Origin of the sequence: Aeromonas sp. PrichA-15 (assembly GCF_017939245.1) — a bacterium.
Classification (GTDB): domain Bacteria; phylum Pseudomonadota; class Gammaproteobacteria; order Enterobacterales; family Aeromonadaceae; genus Aeromonas; species Aeromonas caviae.
This window is the reverse complement of record NZ_JAGKRH010000101.1, coordinates 1-22,198: the sequence shown is the minus strand read 5'-3', so window position 1 is coordinate 22,198 and position 22,198 is coordinate 1. Positions and strand designations below refer to the sequence as shown.

20 protein-coding genes are annotated in these 22,198 nt (G+C 65.3%); 8 read left to right on the top strand and 12 right to left on the bottom strand.

Going from position 1 to position 22,198, the window contains the following annotated elements; translation table 11 throughout:
- Positions 1-175 precede the first annotated feature (175 nt).
- On the bottom strand, positions 176-1,033 hold the full coding sequence (locus tag J9889_RS13760) for an AraC family transcriptional regulator (protein WP_210557043.1): 858 nt from the start codon (positions 1,031-1,033) through the stop codon (positions 176-178).
- Positions 1,030-1,518: a GNAT family N-acetyltransferase gene (locus tag J9889_RS13755; RefSeq protein WP_010675925.1), complete on the bottom strand. Its 489-nt coding sequence runs from the start codon at positions 1,516-1,518 to the stop codon at positions 1,030-1,032. The genes J9889_RS13760 and J9889_RS13755 overlap by 4 nt, the downstream gene beginning before the upstream one ends.
- 152 nt (positions 1,519-1,670) lie before the next feature.
- Here J9889_RS13755 and J9889_RS13750 point away from each other — a divergent pair, with 152 nt between their 5' ends.
- Positions 1,671-3,119: a catalase gene (locus J9889_RS13750; RefSeq protein ID WP_210557042.1), complete on the top strand. Its 1,449-nt coding sequence runs from the start codon at positions 1,671-1,673 to the stop codon at positions 3,117-3,119.
- Between the two features lie 818 nt (positions 3,120-3,937).
- On the opposite strand, the gene J9889_RS13745 is transcribed toward J9889_RS13750, so the two are convergent.
- Positions 3,938-4,255: a YnjH family protein gene (locus tag J9889_RS13745; RefSeq protein WP_010675928.1), complete on the bottom strand. Its 318-nt coding sequence runs from the start codon at positions 4,253-4,255 to the stop codon at positions 3,938-3,940.
- A 219-nt stretch (positions 4,256-4,474) separates the two neighbouring features.
- Here J9889_RS13745 and J9889_RS13740 point away from each other — a divergent pair, with 219 nt between their 5' ends.
- On the top strand, positions 4,475-5,776 hold the full coding sequence (locus J9889_RS13740; RefSeq protein WP_210557046.1) for a hypothetical protein: 1,302 nt from the start codon (positions 4,475-4,477) through the stop codon (positions 5,774-5,776).
- 81 nt (positions 5,777-5,857) lie between these two features.
- On the opposite strand, the gene J9889_RS13735 is transcribed toward J9889_RS13740, so the two are convergent.
- Positions 5,858-6,235, bottom strand: coding sequence for a hypothetical protein (locus J9889_RS13735; protein ID WP_010675931.1), 378 nt, complete (start codon positions 6,233-6,235; stop codon positions 5,858-5,860).
- Positions 6,236-6,407: 172 nt separating this feature from the next.
- Between J9889_RS13735 and J9889_RS13730 the strand changes: the two genes are divergently transcribed.
- The 3 genes from J9889_RS13730 (at position 6,408) to J9889_RS13720 (ending at position 9,950) form a co-directional block, all read left to right on the top strand.
- Positions 6,408-7,784, top strand: coding sequence for a phosphatase PAP2 family protein (locus J9889_RS13730; RefSeq protein WP_210557041.1), 1,377 nt, complete (start codon positions 6,408-6,410; stop codon positions 7,782-7,784).
- A gap of 9 nt (positions 7,785-7,793) precedes the next feature.
- The gene (ydiK, locus tag J9889_RS13725) at positions 7,794-8,879 is read left to right on the top strand and encodes an AI-2E family transporter YdiK (RefSeq protein WP_029314855.1); all 1,086 of its coding nucleotides are present in this window, start codon (positions 7,794-7,796) and stop codon (positions 8,877-8,879) included.
- A 366-nt stretch (positions 8,880-9,245) separates the two neighbouring features.
- Positions 9,246-9,950, top strand: a complete 705-nt coding sequence (locus tag J9889_RS13720) for an SDR family oxidoreductase (protein ID WP_109112629.1) — start codon at positions 9,246-9,248, stop codon at positions 9,948-9,950.
- 90 nt (positions 9,951-10,040) lie between these two features.
- On the opposite strand, the gene J9889_RS13715 is transcribed toward J9889_RS13720, so the two are convergent.
- From J9889_RS13715 to J9889_RS13700, 4 genes are all read right to left on the bottom strand, one after another.
- Positions 10,041-11,162, bottom strand: coding sequence for an agmatine deiminase family protein (locus J9889_RS13715; RefSeq protein WP_210557035.1), 1,122 nt, complete (start codon positions 11,160-11,162; stop codon positions 10,041-10,043).
- Positions 11,163-11,178: 16 nt separating this feature from the next.
- Positions 11,179-12,288, bottom strand: coding sequence for an extracellular solute-binding protein (locus J9889_RS13710; protein ID WP_109112630.1), 1,110 nt, complete (start codon positions 12,286-12,288; stop codon positions 11,179-11,181).
- Positions 12,285-13,184, bottom strand: a complete 900-nt coding sequence (aguB, locus tag J9889_RS13705) for an N-carbamoylputrescine amidase (RefSeq protein ID WP_109112631.1) — start codon at positions 13,182-13,184, stop codon at positions 12,285-12,287. The genes J9889_RS13710 and aguB overlap by 4 nt, the downstream gene beginning before the upstream one ends.
- Before the next feature lie 132 nt (positions 13,185-13,316).
- The gene (locus tag J9889_RS13700) at positions 13,317-14,369 is read right to left on the bottom strand and encodes an agmatine deiminase family protein (protein ID WP_223931938.1); all 1,053 of its coding nucleotides are present in this window, start codon (positions 14,367-14,369) and stop codon (positions 13,317-13,319) included.
- 116 nt (positions 14,370-14,485) lie between these two features.
- Here J9889_RS13700 and J9889_RS13695 point away from each other — a divergent pair, with 116 nt between their 5' ends.
- Both J9889_RS13695 and dhaR read left to right on the top strand, forming a co-directional pair.
- Complete coding sequence (locus tag J9889_RS13695; RefSeq protein WP_109112633.1) at positions 14,486-15,379, top strand: LysR family transcriptional regulator; 894 nt, start codon at positions 14,486-14,488, stop codon at positions 15,377-15,379.
- A 72-nt stretch (positions 15,380-15,451) separates the two neighbouring features.
- Entirely contained in the window at positions 15,452-17,353 is a 1,902-nt protein-coding gene (dhaR, locus tag J9889_RS13690; RefSeq protein ID WP_210557044.1) for a dihydroxyacetone kinase operon transcriptional regulator DhaR, read from the top strand.
- Positions 17,354-17,413: 60 nt separating this feature from the next.
- On the opposite strand, the gene dhaM is transcribed toward dhaR, so the two are convergent.
- From dhaM to J9889_RS13670, 4 genes are all read right to left on the bottom strand, one after another.
- On the bottom strand, positions 17,414-18,130 hold the full coding sequence (dhaM, locus tag J9889_RS13685; protein ID WP_109112634.1) for a dihydroxyacetone kinase phosphoryl donor subunit DhaM: 717 nt from the start codon (positions 18,128-18,130) through the stop codon (positions 17,414-17,416).
- Between the two features lies 1 nt (position 18,131).
- Positions 18,132-18,761 (bottom strand): dihydroxyacetone kinase subunit DhaL, encoded by a 630-nt coding sequence (dhaL, locus tag J9889_RS13680; RefSeq protein ID WP_069784620.1) that lies wholly within the window; start codon positions 18,759-18,761, stop codon positions 18,132-18,134.
- Positions 18,762-18,770: 9 nt separating this feature from the next.
- Complete coding sequence (gene dhaK, locus J9889_RS13675) at positions 18,771-19,841, bottom strand: dihydroxyacetone kinase subunit DhaK (RefSeq protein WP_210557033.1); 1,071 nt, start codon at positions 19,839-19,841, stop codon at positions 18,771-18,773.
- Between the two features lie 228 nt (positions 19,842-20,069).
- Positions 20,070-21,428 carry an NCS2 family permease gene (locus tag J9889_RS13670; protein WP_010675944.1) on the bottom strand — a complete coding sequence of 453 codons (1,359 nt, stop codon included), beginning with the start codon at positions 21,426-21,428 and terminating at the stop codon, positions 20,070-20,072.
- Positions 21,429-21,634: 206 nt separating this feature from the next.
- On the opposite strand from J9889_RS13670, the gene J9889_RS13665 reads away from it, so the two are divergent.
- Positions 21,635-21,967 carry a cupin domain-containing protein gene (locus J9889_RS13665; protein ID WP_210557031.1) on the top strand — a complete coding sequence of 111 codons (333 nt, stop codon included), beginning with the start codon at positions 21,635-21,637 and terminating at the stop codon, positions 21,965-21,967.
- The last annotated feature ends 231 nt before the right edge of the window (positions 21,968-22,198 follow it).

Here is a 22,198-nt window from a genome sequence, read left to right as displayed (position 1 = left end):
ACTCAAACTTTCCGGGAGGACAGGCGTGAATGAAGTCGAGAGCTTGGTCGATACGCATAAAAAAATCCGAAACCCAACAAGGAGTTTCGGATTCTTACACAGCCTGAGGATCGGTCAATGGATCCTTAACTGATCGGCATTACGCCCTTGGGCGCCTCGTTTTATTGCCGCCTGCCTAGCGCACGCTGGAGCAGAAGCTCACGTCATCGCGCAGGGGGTCATTGCTCACGCTGTGATAGAGCTCGAAGCAGGGGCCGTCCCCAAAGGCGAGCCCGGCCGCGACGATATCGCCGATGTGCTCCTGCCAGCGCTCCCCGTACTGGCTGCGATCCGTGATGAGATAGCGGGACTGGGCGTAGCGTCCGGCGGGGATGAGCTGAATTTCCACCTCTCCCGAGCCCTGGGTCCCCACCGGTACGCTGATGCCGATGTCGGTGCGGCACTGGGCCGGCGGCGTCACCTCGGGGTTGTCGTGGTAGATGAAGATCCACTCTCCCCCTTCCAGGCCACGGGGCGCGGCCCACTGGTGAAGGCGATGGCAGACGGCGTCATACCCTTCGCCATAGGGGCCGGTCACGCGGATATAGGCCAGGGTGCGGGCGTCCATCTCGACGGTGTTCATGGTGTTGCTCCTTGCTGATGAGTGGCCTTCAGCATAAGGGAGTGCCCCTTGCCATGCGTGTCCTTCCTTGCGATCCAGGTGTCCGTTCTTGCCCTTGTCGCGGCGAAACGCCCCCGGGGTGCAACCATAGTGACGGCGAAACGCCTTGGCGAAAGCCTGGGAGCTGCCAAGCCCCGCCCCCAGAGCGATGGCGGTGACGCTGGCATCGGTGTAGCAGAGCTGCCAGGCCGCCCGCTGCATCCGCAGGCGGCGGCACATCTCGCCGGGGGCTTCGCCCGCCACTGCGGTGAACACCCGGTGGAAGTGGTAGAGGGAGAGGCAGGCGCGACTCGCCAGCGCCTCGATGGAGAGATCCGGATCCTGCTCCAGTGCCCGCAGCACCGGCGTCAGGCGCTCGCGATAGTCGATCATCGGCGCACCCTGGCCATGTAGAGGGCATCCACCAGCACCCCATGACGCAGGCCGTAATCCCGGGCTACGCCCTCCTCCACGAAGCCCGCCTTGCGATAGAGGGCCAGGGCCGCCTGATTGTCGGCCCAGACCGTCAGCTCCACCCGCGTCAAGCCGAGCCAGTTGTCCGCCAGATCCAGCGCAGCCTGCATCAGGGCAGTGCCCACCCCGCGACCGGCCCAGTCATCGTGTACCGCCATGCCGATGCTCGCCACGTGGCGGCGACGGGGGGCCGGCTCCACCATCAGAACCAGCGCACCCGCCACCTCCCCCTCCCACTCCGCCAGCAGGCTGTAGATGCCATCCCGCGGGGTCAGCTTCTGCTCCCACTGCTGCAGGGAGGGGAAGGGAAGTTGCAGGGTGCCCGCCTGAGCATGGGGCATGGCGTGAAGATCCCGCAGGGCGGCGGCATCTTCCGGCCCGGCGCGGCGAATGGTGATGGACATGAGACCTCCTGATTGGCTGAATCCCATCTTGCCGCAAGGCTGGCGTCTGTTTCCACCCCCATCAGCGAAACCAATCAAAGGGTTAGGCACACTCCATTGGAGCCGCTCCCCCACTTCCCCTAGTCTGGCGACTCATCACAAGGAGACCCGCCATGACCGACAAGACCCTGCGCAGCGCCAACGGCGCCCCCGTCGTCGACAACAACAACAGCCTCACCGCCGGCCCCCGCGGCCCCGTCCTGATGCAAGACATCTGGTTGATGGAGAAACTCGCCCACTTCGACCGCGAGCGCATTCCCGAGCGGGTGGTGCACGCCAAAGGCTCGGGTGCCTACGGCACCTTCACCGTGACCCACGATATCAGCGCCTTCAGCAAGGCCGACCTGTTCAACGCCGTCGGCAAGCAGACCCCGGTGTTCCTGCGCTTCTCCACCGTGGCCGGCGAGAAGGGGGCCGCCGACGCCGAGCGCGACGTGCGCGGCTTCGCCCTCAAGTTCTACACCGAGCAGGGCAACTGGGATCTGGTGGGCAACAACACCCCGGTGTTCTTCATTCGCGATCCCCTGAAATTCCCCGACTTCATCCACACCCAGAAGCGGGATCCCCGCACCAACCTGCGCAGCGCCACCGCCGCCTGGGACTTCTGGTCACGCCACCCGGAATCCCTGCATCAGGTCACCATCCTCTTCAGCGATCGCGGCATTCCCAGGAGCCTGCGGGAGATGAACGGCTACGGCAGCCACACCTTCAGCTTCATCAACTCGGCCAACGAGCGCTTCTGGGTCAAGTTCCACTTCAAGACCGAGCAAGGCCACCGCTTCTACACCGATGAAGAGGCCGCCACCGCCGTCGGTCAGGACAGAGAGACCAGTCAGGCCGATCTGTTCAACGCCATCGAGCGGGGCGACTTCCCGCGCTGGAAGGTCTATGTGCAGGTGATGCCGGAGGCCGAAGCCCAGACCTACAAGATCCACCCGTTCGATCTCACCAAGGTGTGGCCCCACATGGACTACCCGCTCATCCCGGTGGGCGTGCTGGAGCTCAACCAGAACCCGGACAACTACTTCGCCCACGTGGAGCAGGCCGCCTTCACCCCGGCCAACGTGGTGCCCGGCATCGGCTTCTCGCCGGATCGCATGTTGCAGGGTCGCCTGTTCTCCTACGGTGACACCCAGCGCTACCGCCTCGGCGTCAACCACGGCCTGCTGCCGGTCAACGCCCCGCGCTGCCCGTTCCACCACGGTGCCCACCGCGACGGCGCCATGCGGGCGGACAGCAACGGTGGCGCCAGCCCCAACTACCAACCGAACCGCTTCGGCACCCAGCAGCCGAGCGAGCAGCACGAACCGGCCCTGAGTCTGGAAGGGGCTGCCCTGCACTACGATTTTCGTGACTACGACAGCGACTACTACAGTCAGCCGGGGGATCTCTTCCGCCTGATGGACGAGGGGCAGCGTGCCCGCCTCGCCGCCAACCTGGCCCGCTCCCTCATCAATGTGGAGGATGACGCCATCGTCGCGGCCCAGCTCAGGCACTTCGAGCAGGCCGACCCCGAGTACGCCAAGCGGGTCGAGCTGGCCCTGGCCGCCCTGCAACGCTGAGTCGCAGGCAGCCAACCTCTGCAAATGCAAAACGGGGGCCCGATGGCCCCCGTTCTCGCATGACGGTCTTTGCTGAATGAAGGGGTTGTACCGCCAGCTCACGACGGCAACGACGTTGTGCACTGGCAGAACGGCACCATTATCCACCTGTGGTAATAAATCTGCCTGCGGTAATGCACTTCTAGTCAGCAATAAAAACGGAGCCCGAGGCTCCGTTTTTCAATGCGGTATCCATCCCGGACGCAGCGCCCTCGCGCGCTTCCCTCCCTTGCCAACAAGGGTTGGTACCGCCAGCTCACGACGGCAACGACGTTGTGCACTGGCAGAACGGCATCATTATCCACCTGTGGTAATAAACCTGTCTGCGGTAATGCACGTTTAGTCACCCATAAAAACGGAGCCCGAGGCTCCGTTTTTCAATGCCGTATCCATCCCGGACGCAGCGCCCTCGCGTGCTTCCCGCTCCCTTGCCAACAAGGGTTGGTACCGCCAGCTCACGGCGGCAACGACGTTGTGCATTGGCAGAGCGGCACCATTATCCACCTGTGGTAATAAACCTGCCTGCGGTAATGCACGTTTAGTCACCAATAAAAACGGAGCCCGAGGCTCCGTTGTTCAATGCGGTATCAATCCCGGACGGAACGCGCTTCGCGCTCTTCCCGCTCCCTTGCCAACAAGCGTTTGTACCACCAGCTACTGCGACGACGTTGTGCATTGGAAGAGCGACGAGCCATTGCTTAGATCCCAGTCAAGAGAAGAAAGAGCCGCATTATGCGATAGAGATCACGCCCGTGTCTGTAGCTGGATCAAGAAAAGGCTCACTGGCCCACCCGGATCGTCCGCTGGTTGCCCTCCGGTTCACCACTCTGTGACGGCGTCGTCACCTCTCGCCAGATCAGGGGACCATTGGTCTCCATCGCCTGTTGCGGCGCGCACTCCAGCCAGAGCCCCCCCTGCTGGATACGGGCCCCCTGGGAGTATTTCTGATCCTGATACCAGCACACCCGCTCGGGCAGCGAACCAAGGGGCAGCACCAGCTCGGTGCCCACCGAGTGGCTGAGGGTGTTGGACGCCGGGGCGGCCAACGCGGGGAAGAGCCAGCCAAGGGCCAGCAGACAACCTGCACAACGGATCATGGGAATTCCTGTCACGGGGGAGTGAAAGTGTAAAGCGACCAGCAGAGCCCTCGACTTGACCAATAAATGTCGGCTCATCTGGCATTCCGGAAGCAATATGATAGCCTGCCTGCGCCCGCCAAGGCCTGTCAGGGCGCTGCCGTGGGCCCCCACCGGCATCGCCGGGATGCGGTAATGAATAACCCTTAATAATCAGATAATTAACTGGATATGTTGTCAATGCGTATCATGCCGTTGCTCAAGGCTGCCTGCCTGAGCCTGATGTTGTCCGCCTGTGTCGCCCCCCTGCTGATGATGAGCCCCACCAGCCAGCTGATGTGGGCCCTGCTCAAGCCGCTGGTCGGTTTCGATCCGAACGAGGCCAACCTGTTCGAGCAGCCGCTGATCAAGGACAGAATGACCGCCATGCTGGGGCCCAACTACGAGAGCACCATGCAACTGCTCAAGACCGCCGACGAGCTGCAACAGGAGGGACCGCTCTTTTACGTGGTCTCCCGCTACGCCCCCGTGCCGGACGTAGCCAAGCAGGCCGGCATGGTCTGGAACGCCGACACCAACCAGCTCGCCGTCATGGTGCAAAAAGGTGACGGGGCGACCCAGGTCTTCGGGGAAAACCTGACGGCCGCCACCCCGACCTGGCCCAGCGCCATGCAGGGCTGGCAGTCCCAGGCCACCCCGGCCGCCACGGCCCTGACCGGTGCCGGTCAGGGGCTCACGGGCGCGGGCAGTTCTCTGCTGGGCACCATGATGGGGGGCCTGCAACAGAGCGCCAGCAAGGCCCTGTCCGACTCCACCAGACAGGTGATCGGCAGTGCCGCCACCACGGCGCAGCAACAAGCGACCAAGGCGGCGAGCGACTCGGCCAAACAGGCCGCCAGCAGCGCAGCGACCATCAGTGCCGCCACCACGGCGCAGCAACAAGCCACCAAGGCGGTGAGCGACAGCGCCAAGCAGGCCGTCAGCAGCGCAGCGACCATCAGTGCCGCAACCACAGCGCAGCAGCAAGCCGCCAAGGCAGCGAGCGACAGCGCCAAGCAGGCCGTCAGCAGTGCCGCCACCACGGCGCAGCAGCAAGCCGCCAAGGCAGTGAGCGACAGCGCCAAGCAGGCTGCCAGCAGTGCCGCCGCCATCAGTGCCGCCACCACGGCGCAGCAGCAAGCCGCCAAGGCGGTGAGCGACAGCGCCAAACAGGCCGCCAGCAGCGCAGCGACCATCAGTGCAGCCACCACGGCGCAGCAGCAAGCCACCAAGGCGGTGAGCGACAGCGCCAAACAAGCCGCCAGCAGCGCAGCGACCATCAGTGCCGCGACCAGTGCACAGCAGCAAGCCGCCAAGGCAGCGAGTGACAGCGCCAAGCAGGCCGCCAGCAGCGCCGCCGCCATCAGTGCCGCGACCAGTGCGCAGCAGCAGGCGGCCAAGGCGGTGCAGCAACAGGGCGAGAAGCGGGAAGCGACCTCCGGCACCCTGAGCGATCAGGCCAGGGCGGATGCCGAAGAGGAGCTGGAAAAACTGCTTAACTGACTTATTTAAGCGTCATGCCACCATAAAAACAGGCCATCACATGATGGCCTTGTTGTTTATCTGACCCGTGGCAGGGGAAGATCAGAAATGGCGGTCCTGCTCGGTGGGCTTGGCACCCTTCTCTTCGCTGTGCTCGATGGCGGTGCGGATAAGGTCGACGCCGGCCCGGATGATCAGCACCCCCATGTTGACCAGCTTGACGCAGACCCACATGAAGGTGATGAGCAGGATCAGCTTGAGCACCGTCTGGAAGGCCTCCAGGAAGTTCTGCTCCAGCTGGGCGGTGAGCCCGTTGGCGCTGCTCATCAGCCAGGTGTACACCTCGCGCACGAAGGGGATCCGGCTCGGCATCTCCAGCACGTCCAGCGCCGCAGGCAGGGCCTGGAAGATGACGATACTGCCAAACAGTATCAGGATGACGCCGATGGCAATCCCCAGAAAGAAACCGAACTGTCGCATGAAGAGCCCCACAATGTAGTTAATGAGAAGAACAATAGCCGCCAATACTAGGGACTGCCCGCGCAGACGGCAATCCTTGCGTCCCCCACAGGGTCGGTGCCCCCTGCAAGCCATTGCCCGGCCGTCTGATTTCTGTGACCCTTGTCCCCACTCCTTGCCCCTGGGTGTCATCATGTTTCGAGTCGTCTTCTGCCTGCTGCTGTTGCTGGGCTGTGCCCTGCCCGCCTCCCGCGCCGAATCCCCTCCCTCTGCGGCCGCCTGCGTGATCCGCCACCAGCAAGGGATCCTGCTGGTGCAGGACAGGCTCTCCTCGCGCTACAGCCTGAGCGGCGGTTACATCGACAGGGGGGAGACTCCGGAGCAGGCGGTCCTGCGCGAGCTGTTCGAGGAGACCGGCCTGCAGGGTCGCGTCACCGGCGAGCTGGGGCTCTGGCAACGGGCCAGGGTGTTCGCCTGCCAGACCCTGGAGCCCCTGCGGGTCCAGCGAGGGACGGGGTTTGTCTCCCTGCTCCAGGCCCCGGATCTCGGTGGCGAGATCCTGAACGCCAGGCTGATCGCGGCCGCCGACCTGCCCCCTGACCAGCGTCGCTTCCCGGCGCAGCTCGACTGGATAGCCCCGAGGCTGGCCGAGGTGCCCGAGAGCCAGGTGCTGTGGGTGACGGATTTCAGCGACGCGGCCAGTGCGCTGCACCGCGCCGAGTTGCCGCTGATCCAGCGCCTGCAACAATGGCTCGGGCCGGATGCGCTCTGGCCCAGGGCGGGCAATCTGCTGGGCTCGGCCCCCTTCCAGCTGGCGCTGCTGCCCTTGCTGCTGCCCCTGCTCGGCTGGTCCAGGCTGCGCCACCTGCTGTTTGCCATGGTGCTGCTCACCCTGGTGGTGAACCTGCTCAAGGCGGGCATCGGCTGGCCCAGGCCCTTCCACCTGCAACCCGAGCTGGCCCGCCAGAGTGCCCAGGGCTTCGGCATGCCGAGCGGCCACGCCGCCTCGACCCTGCTCTACTGGGGCCTGCTGCTTGGCTGGCTGCCGGCACTGCGGGCCTGGCAGGGGGCCTTGCTGGCCCTGTTGCTGGCCGGCGTGGCCGGGCTGGCCCGAGTCTGGCTGGGGGTCCACTTCCTCTCGGATGTGGTGGCCGGCCTTGCCCTGGGGGCCCTGCTGCTGGCACTGCGCGCCCCGCTGGCGAAGCTGGCGGCACGCCCGCTCCCCTGGGCCGGGGTGCTCATCGCCAGCGCCCTCTCGGCCTGGTTCACCCAGTCCACCGCCCTGGCCGGGCTTGCCATGTTCACCCTGGGGCTGGTATCGGGTAATCTGCTATCACTCGAACGGAGCCCCACCCCCGCCCTGCCCGCCGCGCTGCTGACCCTGGCAGGGGGACTGGTCGTGTCAGGGCTCCTGTTCCTGGTGCCCGCGCTCACCAGCAGCTCTCTGCTGATCCTCGCGGGACAAGGGTGGCTCTTTGGCTGCCTGGGGTTCTGGCTCAGCGCCGGGCTCTGGTGGTCGTTATCCGCTATCCGTCACGGTGCCCGAACCGGGCGCTCAACCCCTCGTTAAGGGAATGCCATGAATATGAAAAAAGTGGATTTGGCCAAGATCACCCTGGGCTTGCTGTTCCTCAGCCTGCTCATCATCTCGTGCTTCATGGTCTTGCGCCCCTTCCTGCCCGCCCTGGTGTGGTCGACCATGATCACCATCGCCACCTGGCCCCTGATGCAGATGGCCCAGCGCCTGCTGTGGGGCAAGCGCACCCTGGCGGCCTTGCTGATGACCAGCATCTTGCTGCTCATCTTCGTCATTCCCCTCTTCATGACGCTGGCCAACGTGGCGGAGAAGGCCCCCATGCTCATCGAGCTGGGCACCGAGCTCAGCCAATCCCCGCCCCCCGAGCTGCTCTGGTTGCAGCAAGTGCCCCTGGTGGGCGACAAGCTCTATGAGTTCTGGCAGCAGATCCTCGCGAGCGGCGGCCAGGTGCTGTTCACCAAGCTGGCCCCCTACTTCGGCCAGACCGCCCGCTGGCTGGCGGCCCAGGCGGGCAACCTCGGCCTGCTGTTCGTCCACTTCCTGCTGACCGTGGCCATCTGCGGCCTGCTCTACCACTCGGGAGAGAAGGCGGCAGAAGGCATTCGCCGCTTCGCCCACCGTCTGGCGGGCCAGCGCGGTGACAATGCGGTGGTGCTCGCCTCCCAGGCCATCCGCGCCGTCGCCATGGGGGTGGTGGTGACCGCCCTGGTGCAATCCTCGGTGGCGGGCCTGGGCCTGCTCATCGCCGGCATTCCCTATGTCATGGTGCTGGTGGTGCTGATGTTCCTGCTGATCGTCGCCCAGATAGGCCCCTTCCCGGTGCTGCTGGCCAGCGTCGGCTACCTCTACTGGAGCGGGGACACCACCTGGGGCACCTTCCTGCTGGTCTGGTCCCTGCTGGCGGGCACCATGGACAACTTCCTTCGCCCCTTCCTCATCAAGCGCGGGGCCGACCTGCCGCTGATCCTCATTCTGGTGGGGGTCATCGGCGGCTTGCTGGCCATGGGGATCATCGGTCTCTTCATCGGCCCCGTGGTGCTGGCGGTGGGCTACACCCTGCTGGATGCCTGGATCAAGGAAGATGACCAGCCGGCGAGCGCTCTGGTGGAACCGCCCAAGGCGCCGTGACGATTCATTCATCCCCGATGCAAAGAGCCGCCCCAGGGCGGCTCTTCTGTTTATTACCGTCCCATGCAGGTTCGATTAGCGAAGCATAATCGGACGATCGAGATGCTGCTGTCCGGTGTGTCCATGAATCAGCGGCATCTGTCAGCAGGGAAATATTGATGGCTGTTATAGCGGGAGAATTGATTTACGCGAACGTCCGATTACCCCTTACGGCTAATCGAACCGACGGCTGGTCGCGGCGTTTAGAACCAAAGTTCGAACCGGAACGCCAAAACACGAACCAGGGTTCGAATCACTCATTCCCCTCCCCTGTTCCCTGCCGAAGGTGCCCGCCACAATGCCTGCACCATTGGAGGAGAACACAAGATGAACGAACTGAGAGCAACACGGGCCCTCATCAGCGGCGGCGCCAGCGGCATCGGACTGGCCATCGCTGAGGCCCTGGCCAGCCAGGGGGTGGAGCTGATCCTGGCTTCCCGCCGTCTGGGGCTGCTGGAGCAGGAAGCGGCCAGACTGGAGGCGCGATACGGAGTGCGAGTCATGGCTCTGGCGCTGGATGTGTGCGACGGCGATCAGGTGCGGGACGGCCATGCCCGGATCCGGGAGCGGCTCGGCCCCGTCGATCTGCTCATCAACAACAGCGGGGTCGGCAGCGACCACCTGGTGCAGGATCTGCCGGAATCGGAGTGGGACAGGGTGATGGATACCTGTGCCAAGGGCACCTTCCTGCTGACCCGGGCCTGCCTGCCGGACATGCTGGCGAGCCGCCACGGCACCGTCATCAACATCGCCTCCCAGGCCGCCAGGCACGGCTATGCCAGGGCCAGCGTCTACTGCGCCGCCAAGTTTGCGGTGCTGGGGTTCGCCCGGGCACTGCGGGAAGAGGTGCAACACCAGGGCGTCCGGGTCCACACCCTCTGTCCCGGACTGGTGCAGGTGCCGCCCCCGGCCTGCCCGGGCGATCGCAAGCCCGGCTGGCTGCAGGTGGAGGATCTGGCCGAGGCCGTGCTCTATACCCTGCGCCAACCCCCTCACGTCCAGCTCGACGAGATCGGCATGACGGGGATCTGAGCGAGGCGCCATGGAACGCCAGCAAGAACAAGGGGCGCCGAGGCGCCCCTTGTTCTGCGTCACACCGCCAGAGGCGGCCTGCGCGTAAGATCAGGCAGGTTGATGGAGGGTGATGCAGTGGATGCCGCCGCCACCGGCCGCCACCGGGTCTATGTCTATCTGCACTATCTTGCGCCCCGGATAGAGGCGGGCCAGCAGATCCCGGCAATGGCGGTCGGCCCTGGCATCCCCGAACTGGGGAGCGATGACGGTGCCGTTGATGGGCAGGTAGTTGATGTAACCGGCGGCAAAGTCCGGGCTGCGGCTGAACTTGTTGTCCCGCCCGCCCAGAGGCGGCGGCAGCTGATGCAGCTCCAGCTTGTTGCCGTCAGCGTCCGTCGCCTGCTGCAGGATGGCGAGGTGCTGGCGGGTCACCTTGTAGTCGTAGGAGTCGGGATCGTTGTCCATGTTGATCACCACCACCCCGGGGCGCACGAAGCGGGCGTAGAAGTCCACGTGGGCATCCGTGATGTCCTTGCCCTTGATCCCCGGCAGCCAGATGATCTTGCGCAGCCCCAGGTTGGCCTTGAGCTCCGCCTCCACCTGCGCCTTGGTGAGGCCGGGGTTGCGGTTGCTGTTGATCCAGCTGCTCTCGGTCATGATGGCGGTGCCGTTGCCGTCCACCTCGATGCCGCCCCCCTCACCGATGAGCTCGCTCTGCAGGTAATAGGCCTCCGTCTGCCGACCCACCAGGGCGGCGACCCTGGCGTCATGGCTGTGCTCCTGCTTGTCACCCCAGCCGTTGAAGTTGAAGTCCACCAGCCCGAGCCCTCCCTGCTCGTCCTGCACGAAGACACCGCCGGTATCCCGCAGCCAGATGTCATCCATCTCGGCGTGGACGAAGTGGGTGTTGCGCTCGCCGCACAACTGGCGCGCCAGCGCCTCGTCATCCTCGTGGCAGAGCACGTTGACCCGGGTGTGGGGCACCATGGCCTGCACCAGCCGCCCTATGGTGGCCTGCACCTCCTTGTAGTGGCGACCCCAGATCTCGCTGGTGGCCCCGAAGGCCACCCACACCAGGGCCTGGGGGGAGGACTCCTCCGGCATGTGGTAGCAAGCGGCGGCGCCGGGTTCGCCGGCGGCGAAGGCCGCGCGGGCACCGGGCAGGCTGCCAAACCCGGCAATGGCGCCAAGGGCAACCAGCTGTTTCAATACGTGGCGTCGGGAAAACATCGTTCTACTCCTGGGTTCAGAGGCTGCTCTTGAAGCGAGTCCAGGCTCGCATGCGGGCACGCATCTGGGATTGTGCTATATCCTGACCCGGAATGAGCCGCTGGTAGCTGGCCTCGTCCAGGTAGATATCCGGGTTGGCCGTCATGGTGGCATCCACCATGGGTCTGGCCTTGGCACTGGCAGTCGGATAGCCGGTGCTGTTGGTGATGGCCGCCATGTTGGCCGGGCGCATCACGAAGTTGATAAAGGCATAGGCATAGTCAGGATGGGGGGCATCCGCCGGGATCGCCATGGTGTCCATCCAGATGGTGCTCCCCTCCTTCGGCAATCGGTATTCGAAGTCGACCCGCTTGCCCGCCTCGGCGGCGGCGCGCCTGGCCTGGGTCATGTCGCCGCTGTAGCCCAGGGAGAGGCAGAGATCCCCGTTCACCAGCTGGGTTACCGGCTGGGACTGGAACTTGCGGATATAGGGCTTGATCCCCTTGAGCAGGGCCAGGGCCGCCTCCAGATCGTCCGCCTTGCCGCTGCGGGGATCCCGCCCAAGATAGTGCAGCACCACCGCCAGCACCTCGTCCGGGGAGTCGATGACCGAGATGCCGCAATCTGCAAATTTCGCCGCCAGCTCGGGCTTGAACAGCATGTCCAGGCTGCTGACCGGGGCATCCGGCATCCTCTGCCGGATGGCGTCCGCGTTGTAGGTGAGCCCTATGGTGCCCCAGGTGTAGGGCACCACCGCCTCCTTCGCATGGGGATAGGCCTGCTGCAACCGCGCCAGGCCGGGGTCTATGTCCCCCAGGTGTTGCAGCTTGCCCTTGTCGAGTGACTGCAGGCTGCCCGCCCGCATCAGCCGCTCCGCCACCGTGTCCCCCGGGAAGATGAGGTCATACCCGCTGCGACCCGCCATCAGCTTGGCCTCCAGGGTCTCGCTGCTGTCCATCACGTCGTAGATGACCCGGATCCCGGTCTCCCTGGTGAATTCGCTCAAGGTATCGGGGGCGAAATAATCGGACCAGTTGTAGAGGCGCAGCACCTTCTCCTCTGTCGCCTCCCCCATCCCTTCTGCGGCCTGGGCCCCCAGGCTCAGCAGCAGGGCCAGTGCCGTGGCTATCTTGGTGAGGGGGCTCATGATGGACGCCCTCCCCGCTGGCCCTGCCCATCCAGGCTCAGCAAGGCGCCATACATCTCGGGGCGACGATCCCGGTAGATGCCCCAGGTCAGCCGCTCCTCGGCCATGGCGGCGAGATCCAGCTCCCGCACCAGCACACCCGGGGTATCCCTGTCCGCCTCGGCCAGCAGAGCCCCCTTGTGATCCGTGATGAAGGAGGAGCCATAGAAGCGCATCTGCAACGCGGGATCCCGGGTCGCCACCTCCCGGCCCACCCGGTTGGCGGCGATCACCGGCATGATGTTGGCGGCGGCGTGGCCGCGCTGGGTCAGTTGCCAGTGATCCCGCGAATCGAGCCCCTCTGCTCCCGGCTCCGAGCCGATGGCGGTGGGATAGAGCAGCAGCTCGGCCCCCTGCAGCGCCATGGCGCGGGCCGCCTCCGGGAACCACTGATCCCAGCAGATGCCGACCCCGATGCGGCCAGCGGCCGTGTCCCAGACCCGAAACCCCGTATCCCCCGGGCTGAAATACTCCTTCTCCTGATAACCGATGGCGTTCGGGATATGGGTCTTGCGATAGACCCCGAGCAGGCGACCATCCGCATCCGCCATCGCCAGGGAGTTGAAGCAGGCGTTGCCCGCGCGCTCAAACCAGCTGATGGGCAGCACCACCCCCAGTTCCCGCGCCAGGGCCGAGAAGCGGCGCAACACCCGGCTCTGCTCGAACGACTCCGCCAGCGCCAGATGGCCGTGGTATTGCTCGATGCAGAAATAGGGGGTGGCGAAGAGCTCCTGCAACAGCACCAGGTTGGCCCCCCTGGCGGCGGCGTCCCGTACCAGGCTCTCCGCTGTGTCCAGATTGCGCTCCAGCTCCCAGCTGCAAGCGAATTGTGTGGTGGCGACAACGATCTTGCTCATCCGGATACCCTCCCTGACACGCGTTCCCGCTGACAGGCGAACTGCATGGTTGCGACGACCTTGTTCATGAATCTCTTCTCCCTGATCCCGTCATGAGGCCTCGCAGACGCCCGACGAGGCCGCTCCAAACGCTTACCCCTGCACCGGCCAGGCCGGCTGCTGCTGGGTGATGCAGTGAATGCCGCCCCCGCCGTGGGCCAACTGGTTGATGCGCACCGGCACCAGCTGCCTGTTCGGGAAGGCGCGCCTCAGCACCTCCCCCGCCGCCTCGTCCGCGCTTACGCCGTAGGCGGGCATGATGATGGCGCCGTTGGCGAGGTAGAAGTTGGTGTAGGAGGCGCAGAACACCTCCGCCTCGGCGTCCACCGCCTCGCTCGCCTCGAACAGCTCGAGGCACTCGAAGGATCGACCTCTCGCATCGGTGGCCAGGGCCAGGGCTCGGCGATTCTCCCGCACCACGCGGCCATAGGTGGAGTGCCCGTCCAGGGTGGCGTCCACCAGCAGGTGACCGGGGCGGCTGAAGGCGCAGACCCCGTCCACATGACCGTCCGTCATGTCGCCGGTGACGTGGTCCGGATCCCCCGGCAGCCAGATAGTCTTCTCGATGCCGAGCAGGCGGCTGAAGATCCGTTCGATCTCCACTTTGGTCATGCCGGGGTTGCGGTTGCTGTTGAGCAGCACCGACTCCGTGGTGATCAGGGTGCCCTCCCCATCCACATGGATGGCGCCCCCTTCGTTGGCGAGGAAGCTGCCGATGCACTCCAGCTCCAGGCTGTTGAGAACGCGCCGCGCCAGCCCCTCATCCAGACCGTGGGCCGACTTGCCGCCCCAGGCGTTGAAACGCCAGCTGATCCCGGCGGTGCCAAGCTCGGGATGGCAGATGAAGGTGGGGCCGGAGTCACGGCACCAGCTGTCATCCACCGGCAGGGGAATGAAGCGCACCCCGTCGCCGCACAGGGCGCGAGCCTCGGCCTGTGCGGCGGGATCCACCACCAGGTTCACCGGTTCGAAGCGGGCGATGGCATTGACCACCCGGGCGAAGTCCTGCTGCACCTGGGGCAGGGTTACGCCCCAGCCGTTTTCCCACAGCGCCTTGTTGTGCGGCCAGACCATCCAGGTCGCCGCGTGCCGGCACCACTCCGCTGGCATGAACCAGCCCACAGCCCTCATTCCCTGCTCGCGCATCTCAGCCTCTCTGATTAGGTACTATTAAGGTTATTGACGATGGGAATAGACTATTCTCCCCGTTGATGGGTAAAAAACGATCGATTTTCGATAAAAGTGATAAGTGGAGCTAATCAATGATGTTCAAACACTGGCCCCCTCTCAACGTGCTGCGCGGCTTCGAGGCGGCGGCCAGGCTCGGCAGCTTTCATCAGGCGGCCCAGGAGCTGCACCTCACCCAGTCTGCCATCAGTCAGCAGATCCGCTCGCTGGAGGAGCTGCTTGGCCAGCCTCTGTTTCACCGCCAGGGACGTTCCGTCGCCCTGACCGACGCGGGCCAGGATCTGCTGGAGACGACCCAGCAGGTGCTGCTGCAACTGGCGGTGGGAATACAGCGCCTCGAGCAGTACCGCAAGCCGAACCAGCTGGTGCTCAACACCAGCACCGCCATCGCCCGCCTCTGGCTGCTGCCCCGGCTGGCCGACCTTCACCGCCAGCATCCGGGCATCGATCTCTGGCTGTTCACCAGCGACGACACGCCGAACATGGCCGAGCAGACCATCGACATTTCGCTGCGCTGGGGGCTGGCTCCCCAGGCGGAATGCCGCCATCAGCCGCTGCTGGCGGATCGGCTGCTGCCGGTGGCGAGCCCGGCCGTGCTGGCACAGCCCGCGCAGGAGCGCACCACCCTGCACGGGGAGCGGGAGATGGACTGGCACCACTGGACCCTCAAGGGCGGCGACGATCTGCACCTGCAGACCCAGGGGCTCAACTTCTCCGATCCCGGCTTGTTGCAGGATGCGGCCAGCTCCGGGCTCGGGGTGGCGCTGGCGAGCGAGCTGCTCTCTCGCGACGCACGCCGACAGGGGTGGCTGCTGCCCCTCTCATCCCACCGGGTGGCCGGGCCGAACTGGAACATGCTGATCCATCAGGAGAGCGAAGGCAGCCCCCAGTGCCGGGCGGTGAGCCAATGGCTCCAGCAGCAGTTTGCCGCAGAGGCTGCCACCCGGGACCAGGACGCGACACTCTGAGAGCGGTCACTGAATCGGGGCGGCAAGGGTGATTAAATGGCCCCTTCCCTCTTGCCGGATATCGCCGTGACCATGCCATCCGTTCCCCAGCCCCTCTCGTCCTGGCCCGAGCACCTGCAGGCCTCCTGGCTGCGCTGTGCCCACCAGACCAGCGCGTCCCTCTGGCATCCTCCCCACTGCGCCAGAGGGCAGACCCTGGAGAGCCTGCGCCAGCGCAAGCGGGACCTGCTCACCACCGGCGAGATGGCGCTGGAGGATCTCTACGAGTTCATGGAGGGGCGCCCCTGCGCCCTGCTGCTCACCGACGAGAGCGGTTGCCTGCTGGCCCGGACCGGCCACCCCGATACCCTGCAGGCGCTGGCGGCACTCGGTTTTGGCCCAGGCGCGTTTTTCAGCGAGGGACGCATCGGCACCAATGCCGTCAACCTGGCGGCCCTGGAGGGGGTGCCGCTCTGCGTCAGCGGCCCCCAGCACTTCAACCAGCGTCTCCACCCCTGGCACTGCTGTGCCAGCCCTGTCTACAACAGCACCGGTCGCCAGGTGGCGATCGTGGCCCTGATCTGCCGGGTGGAAGAGGCCGCGCCGGGGGATCTCGCGCTCACCGTCAGCGCCGGCCGTGAGCTGGCCAATCTGCTGCAGATGGAGCGCCTGATGCAGGAGTCCCAGCACCACTTGAGCGAGCTCTATGCCCTGTTGGATGGCATGGAAGACGGCGTGCTGGCCTGGGATCCCCAGGGGCGGCTGCGCTACCTCAACGCCCTGGCGGCCAGTCGGCTGCAACTCGACCCGGCTGTCTGCCTGGGCCACCCCCTCGCTCACCATCTGCTGTTGCCCCAGCGCCTGCGTCTGGCCATCGCGGAGATGACCCCTCTGAGCCATGTGGAGGTGACGCTGGAGCGGCGAGAGACCCGGGGCGAGGCCTTCATCGACGCCCTGGTGAGCCTCAAGCCCCTCCCGGGGCCGGACGGGGTCAGCTTCATCGTCCTGCTCCATCCCACCGATCGATTGCGCGCCATTCATCAACTGCGCCAGACGGTGCCCGAGCTCTCCGCCCTGGTGGGAGAGTCAAGCGCCATGCGCAAACTGCTGCGCCACGCCCGCCAGGCGGCCAGGGGACAGGGCCCCGTCCTGCTGCGAGGGGAAGAGGAGGTGGGCAAGGCCCAACTGGCGGAGGCCATCCACTTTGGCAGCGAGCGAGCCGCCGGCCCCCTGGTCATCTTCAACTGCCAGGCATGGCCGAGTGAGCGGATGGCGCTGGAACTCATGGGGTCCGACGAGGCGGGGCAGGAGCGGGCAGGCAAGTTCGAGCTGGCTCACGGTGGCACCCTGGTACTGGAGCAGGTGGAGTGCCTGCCCGCCCCCATGCAAGCCGCCCTGCTGCAACTGCTCAAGACGGGGCGCATCCAGCGCTTCGACTCCGCCCGCATCCTCCCCCTCAGGGTGAGGATCATCGCGACCAGCAGCGCCCCGCTGGAGCAGCGGGTGCAGGAGAGGGGATTCGGGCGCCAGCTGCTCTATGCGCTGCAAGGGTGCGAACTCTGGCTGCCGAGCCTGCGGGAACGCAGCGCCGATCTGCCCGGACTCATCCGCCAGCACCTGGCGGTGCAGGGGGGCGAGCCGGGGCGCCAGTTCACCCCTGACGCCCTCGACTGCCTGCTGGCCTACCCCTGGCCCGGCAACCTGGGGGAGCTGCGTAGCGCCATCGAGTACGCCCTGCTGCATTGCAGTGAGGCACAGATCCCGCCCCGGGCGCTCCCGGCCACCATCCGCCAGGGTCATTGCCTGCTGGCGGACGAGGTGGTGGGACAGCCGCTGCTCACCCTGGCGGAGCTGGAGCATCAGGCAATCCTGCGGGCCGCCCGTGCCAGCAAGGGCCAGGTCAGCCAGATGGCGCGCCAGCTCGGGATCAGCCGCACCACCCTCTGGCGGCGGCTCAAACTGCTCGACATCGATCCCGCCGACTACCACCACTGACCAGAACGCCCCTCAAAAAAAGCGGGCCCCGTCGTGACGGGGCCCGGATGGGGAAATGTTTCAGTCGCCGAAGCGATCCTGCGCCAGTTGCTGGAAGCAGCTCAGCGCCGCCCCGGCATCCTCACCTCGCGCCAGCAGGATGAGCCTGTCCCCCTGGCGTACATCGAGCATCGCGAGCCGGCTCAGGCTGCGGGGATTCGCCTCTTTCTCCCCCTTTTGCAGCCTGAGTTCAGCGGCAAAGGGCTTGAGTGCCGCGACCAGTCGGGCGGCGGGGCGCACATGCAGGCCGTGGGGATTCTCCACCACCACCTCACAGCGCAGCCAGCCGTCGTCGGCAACGGGGGCTGCCTCCGTGGTAGCCTGCGCCGCACTGGCAGGCAGCATTCCCTGTTTCGGGCCCAGGGCGCCAAGCGCCTCGGCGGCTACCTCGTCCAGCGTCAGGCCTGCGCCAGCGGCCACCACGGCGGCCAGAGTGCCCTCGACCAGCGGGGCGGGGCTGAGCCGCACCCGGGCGCTCAGCTCGGGGGGCAGCAGCTCGAGGGCGGTCTCGGCGCTCAGGAGGGCGCTGCCCAAGTCCATCAGCACCAGCACCCCGCTGCCGTCATCCGCCTCTTCCATCGCACTCATCACGGCGATGGCGTCGGTGCCGATGGGATGGGCGGGGTCATCGACCCCGGCCGCCAGCAACAGTTTCGCCGGGCTGCCCAGCTGATCGGCCAGGGCTTTCAAACCGGCCGCAAGCATGGCGCTGTGAGAGACCACTACGATGCCGATCATGTCACAACCTCGCTCTGTCACGCAGGGCGGTCAGCAGCAGCAGGGTCGAGGTGGCCCCCGCATCCTGATGGCCGATGCTGCGCTCACCAAGATAGCTGGCGCGCCCCTTGCGGGCCTGCATCTGGATGGTGGCCTCGGTGCCGGCTGCGGCGGCTGCCACCGCCTTGTCCAGCGCCTCGGGGAGCGGCAGGCCCTGTTGTTCCGACTGCTGCAGGGCGGCCAGAGCGGGCCACCAGGCATCGCACATGGTCTTGTCACCCGGCTCGGCGCGGCCGCGGGAGACGATCCCCTCCACCCCGTCGCTCAGCATCTTGCCGAGCTGGCCGAGGGTCAGGCTCTGGCAGGCATCGCTGCTGGCTGCCGCCCGGATGAAGAAGGTGCCGTAGAGGGGTCCGCTGGCGCCGCCGACCGAGGAGAGCAACGTCATGCCGGTGGTTTTGAGCACCTGGCCGATGTCCTTGTCCGCCACTGCGGGCAGCTTCTCCGCCACCTTGGCAAAGCCGCGCTGCATGTTGAGGCCGTGGTCGCCGTCGCCGATGTCGGTATCCAGCGCCGTGAGGTAGTCACGCTGCTCGGTGAAGATGTGCTCGCAGTCGAGCAGCCAGTTGACGATCTGATGCTTGCTTAACATGAATATTCCTCAGCAGCCGCGCCGCAGGGCGGGGGTGTGAACGGGGGCATCCCACAGGGTCATCAGCTCGTCATCCACCTTGAGCAGGGTGATGGAGATGCCGGTCATGTCGAGGGAGGTGCAGTAGGGGCCGATGAGGTTGCGCACCAGGTGGATGCCCGCCTCTTCACACAGGGCCGCGAGGCGGCCATAGACGCCGTAGAGCTCGGAGACAGGGGTGCCGCCGAGGCTGTTGACCAGGACGATGACCCTGTCCCCCCCATTGAGCGGTTCGATAAAGGTGTGCTCTTCCTGCCAGCTGCCGGTGGCTCTGTCCCAGTGGCGCAGGGTGCGGCCATAGGGGCTGTTGTCGGTCAGCTCCTTGAACATGTCGTCCACCAGGGCGTTGAGGTTGGTGAAGGGACGGCGCTCGATGCCGGGTTCGCCGTGAATGCCCACGCCGAACTCCACCTCGTTGTCCGCCAGGGTGAAGGAGGGCTTGCCGGCAGCAGGGACGGTGCAGGCGTGCATGGCCACGCCTATGGTGCGGCTCTGGTTGTTGATGCGGCGGGCCAGCGCCTCACAGCGCGCCAGATCGTAGCCCGACTCGGTGGCGGCACCGACCAGCTTCTCGCACAACACTGTCGTGGCAACCCCGCGGCGGCCAGCGGTGTAGAGGCTGTCCTTGACCGCCACGTCGTCATCGATGAGGGCGAACCCCACCTTGACCCCGTCACCGTGCAGCAGCTCGACCGCGGTCTCGAAGTTGAGCACGTCGCCTGTGTAGTTCTTCACCAGAAACAGCACGCCGGCGCCGCCGTCGACGGCCTGACCGCACTCGTACATCTGATCCGGGGTCGGGGACGTGAAGATCTCGCCGGGGCAGGCACCATCCAGCATTCCCTTGCCCACCAGGCCACCGTGCATGGGTTCGTGGCCGCTACCGCCGCCGGAGACCAGCGCCACCTTGCCCGTCACGGGGGCGTCGGCGCGGGTGATGTAGTGGGGTTCGATTCGCACCTTGAGCTCGGGGTGGGCAGCGGCCATCCCCATCAGTTGTTCACGGACCACGGCATCGACAGCGTTGATCAGCTTCTTCATGGCTCACTCCTTGGCTTGCCACCACACGGGTGGACAGATGGTTGATGCAGCCAGTCTAGCGAGCCATAGGGGGATAAAAATGACAGGGGTTTCGGTTCGGATCTGAAACAGCAAACAAAGCCTGACGTTTCAATCTGAAACGAGCGGATGGGGAAGATCCGGGAAAGTGTTAGCCGCCTCACAGCCATGAAAAAGGGCCCCGCAGGGCCCTTCTCGATAGTGTGAAGATTAGATGGCCCAGCCACCGGCGTAGAAGATCACCAGGGCCACGGCGATGATGACGGTGCCGATGTTGAGCTTCTTCCACTCAGCGGCAAACAGGCGGCCGACCACCAGTGCCACGAAGCCCAGCATGATGCCGGTGACGATGTTGCAGGTGAGCACGATGAAGACGGCGCACAGCATGCCGGAGAGGGCATCGACCGAGTCGTTGAAGTCCAGCTTGGTGACGTTGCCCAGCATCAGCAGGCCCACATACATCAGGGCCGGTGCGGTGGCGTAGGCCGGTACCAGATAGCTCAGCGGGGAGAGGAAGATCATCAGCAGGAAGAGCACGCCGACCAGGGTGGCGGTTAGACCTGTCTTGCCGCCGGCAGCGGTCCCTGCGGCAGATTCGATGTAGACGGCTGCCGGAGCACCACCTACCACGCCCGCCACCATGCTGCTGACGGAGTCCGCAGTCAGGGCCTTGCCACCGCTGATGATGTGACCACGCTCGTTGATGAGGCCAGCCTGACCGGCCACGGCACGGATGGTGCCAGTGGCGTCAAACACGGCGGTCATCACCAGCGCCAACACGGTCGGAATCACCACCGGATTGAGGGCGCCCAGCAGATCCATGCTGCCCACCAGGGAGCCATTCTCGCCACTCAGGCTCGGCATGGCGAAGAAGCCCTGCCAGGTCACTTTCGGATCGAAGATGAGGCCGAGGATGGAGATGGCGATGATCACCATCAGGATGCCGCCCGGCACCTTGCGGCGCTCCAGGCCGAAGATGGCAGCCAGACCCAGCACCGTCATGATGACCGGGAAGGCGGTGATCTCGCCGAGCTGCACCGGCAGGCCAGCCCCTTCATTCTTGATCACCATGCCGACCCCGTTGGTGGCGATCAGCAGCAGGAACAGGCCGATACCGATGCCGGTACCGTGGGCGATGCCGGAGGGGAGGTTGTCCAGGATCCACTGGCGCACGCCGGTGACACTGATCAGGGTGAACAGCACCCCCATCAGGAAGATGGCGCCAAGGGCAACCGGAATGCTCAGCCCCTGACCCAGCACCAGGCTGAAGGCGGTAAAGGCGGTGAGAGAGATGGCACAACCGATGGCCATCGGCAGCTTGGCCCAGAGCCCCATCAGCAGGGAGCCGAAGGCGGCGATCAGACAGGTCGCCACAAACACCGGGCCCTGCTCAAAACCGGCTGCGCCCAGCATGTTCGGCACGACGATGATGCTGTAGACCATCGCCAGGAAGGTGGTCAACCCGGCCAGCAGCTCCTGTCGCACCGTGCTGCCACGCTGGCTGATGGAGAAATAGGAATCCAGAAACCCGCCATTGCCGGCGCGGGCCGTCGTTTGTTGCGTTGCCATAGTTCATCCTGAAAGTGTGAAGGAAATCGTTTGCTTGCTGGCGCGCAAAATAGCAAGAATTTGGCGAGATTGCAGCGGATAAGCCTCCATTTCCCCGAAGTTTTTCATAAAAGGGCTCGTTGGAGGCCTCATTTTCCATGAGAGCGGCCCATCCCAAGCTTCTACACTCTTAGCTAGCCACGTTCCCATCTACCGGAGAGAAGCCCATGCACACAGGCAACCTGCTTGGCCAGATCCCCTCCCCCCTGCCCAGTGAAGTGTTCGCGGATCTGGTCAGCACCAACAATGTTCGTATCGAGCGCATCCTCTCCCAGGGGCAGCAGACCCCTACCGGAGAGTGTTTCGATCAGGATGAACACGAATGGGTATTGCTGGTGCAGGGAGAGGCCATTCTGGTCTTCATCACACCGGATACCGGGGTACAGGAACGCGTCCATCTGGGGCCGGGGGATTACATCAACATCCCGGCGCACCTTCAGCACAGGGTGGAGTGGACCCATCCGACCGAGACAACCGTCTGGCTCTGCGTCTATTACTAGCAAGCTCACGGCTCAAGAAGGCAATGCTTCTCGAAGAGGAGACCGTGGAGACGAAAAAAAGCCCAGTCTGTCGACTGGGCTTCTTGTTATACCAATCAGATTAAAGATGTGATCTAATTGCTCTATTCTGGTTTCACTGTACTCAGTATGTCCGATCCAATCGATTTCTTGGCCCTCGCCAAGGCAGAAACCAACGCCAGGAAACGCATGCGATTCCTGGCGTTAGCACAC

Excerpts from the sequence above, each read along its gene's own strand:
- ydiK (WP_029314855.1), top strand. The coding sequence starts at position 7,794 with ATGAATATGAAAAAAGTGGATTTGGCCAAGATCACCCTGGGCTTGCTG.
- J9889_RS13700 (WP_223931938.1), bottom strand. The coding sequence starts at position 14,369 with ATGCGCGAGCAGGGAATGAGGGCTGTGGGCTGGTTCATGCCAGCGGAG.
- J9889_RS13760 (WP_210557043.1), bottom strand. The coding sequence starts at position 1,033 with ATGATCGACTATCGCGAGCGCCTGACGCCGGTGCTGCGGGCACTGGAG.
- J9889_RS13715 (WP_210557035.1), bottom strand. The coding sequence starts at position 11,162 with ATGTTTTCCCGACGCCACGTATTGAAACAGCTGGTTGCCCTTGGCGCC.
- J9889_RS13740 (WP_210557046.1), top strand. The coding sequence starts at position 4,475 with ATGCGTATCATGCCGTTGCTCAAGGCTGCCTGCCTGAGCCTGATGTTG.
- J9889_RS13720 (WP_109112629.1), top strand. The coding sequence starts at position 9,246 with ATGAACGAACTGAGAGCAACACGGGCCCTCATCAGCGGCGGCGCCAGC.
- J9889_RS13710 (WP_109112630.1), bottom strand. The coding sequence starts at position 12,288 with ATGAGCCCCCTCACCAAGATAGCCACGGCACTGGCCCTGCTGCTGAGC.
- aguB (WP_109112631.1), bottom strand. The coding sequence starts at position 13,184 with ATGAGCAAGATCGTTGTCGCCACCACACAATTCGCTTGCAGCTGGGAG.
- dhaM (WP_109112634.1), bottom strand. The coding sequence starts at position 18,130 with ATGATCGGCATCGTAGTGGTCTCTCACAGCGCCATGCTTGCGGCCGGT.
- dhaK (WP_210557033.1), bottom strand. The coding sequence starts at position 19,841 with ATGAAGAAGCTGATCAACGCTGTCGATGCCGTGGTCCGTGAACAACTG.
- J9889_RS13670 (WP_010675944.1), bottom strand. The coding sequence starts at position 21,428 with ATGGCAACGCAACAAACGACGGCCCGCGCCGGCAATGGCGGGTTTCTG.
- J9889_RS13695 (WP_109112633.1), top strand. The coding sequence starts at position 14,486 with ATGATGTTCAAACACTGGCCCCCTCTCAACGTGCTGCGCGGCTTCGAG.
- J9889_RS13735 (WP_010675931.1), bottom strand. The coding sequence starts at position 6,235 with ATGCGACAGTTCGGTTTCTTTCTGGGGATTGCCATCGGCGTCATCCTG.
- dhaL (WP_069784620.1), bottom strand. The coding sequence starts at position 18,761 with ATGTTAAGCAAGCATCAGATCGTCAACTGGCTGCTCGACTGCGAGCAC.
- J9889_RS13750 (WP_210557042.1), top strand. The coding sequence starts at position 1,671 with ATGACCGACAAGACCCTGCGCAGCGCCAACGGCGCCCCCGTCGTCGAC.
- J9889_RS13755 (WP_010675925.1), bottom strand. The coding sequence starts at position 1,518 with ATGTCCATCACCATTCGCCGCGCCGGGCCGGAAGATGCCGCCGCCCTG.
- dhaR (WP_210557044.1), top strand. The coding sequence starts at position 15,452 with ATGCCATCCGTTCCCCAGCCCCTCTCGTCCTGGCCCGAGCACCTGCAG.
- J9889_RS13665 (WP_210557031.1), top strand. The coding sequence starts at position 21,635 with ATGCACACAGGCAACCTGCTTGGCCAGATCCCCTCCCCCCTGCCCAGT.
- J9889_RS13745 (WP_010675928.1), bottom strand. The coding sequence starts at position 4,255 with ATGATCCGTTGTGCAGGTTGTCTGCTGGCCCTTGGCTGGCTCTTCCCC.
- J9889_RS13730 (WP_210557041.1), top strand. The coding sequence starts at position 6,408 with ATGTTTCGAGTCGTCTTCTGCCTGCTGCTGTTGCTGGGCTGTGCCCTG.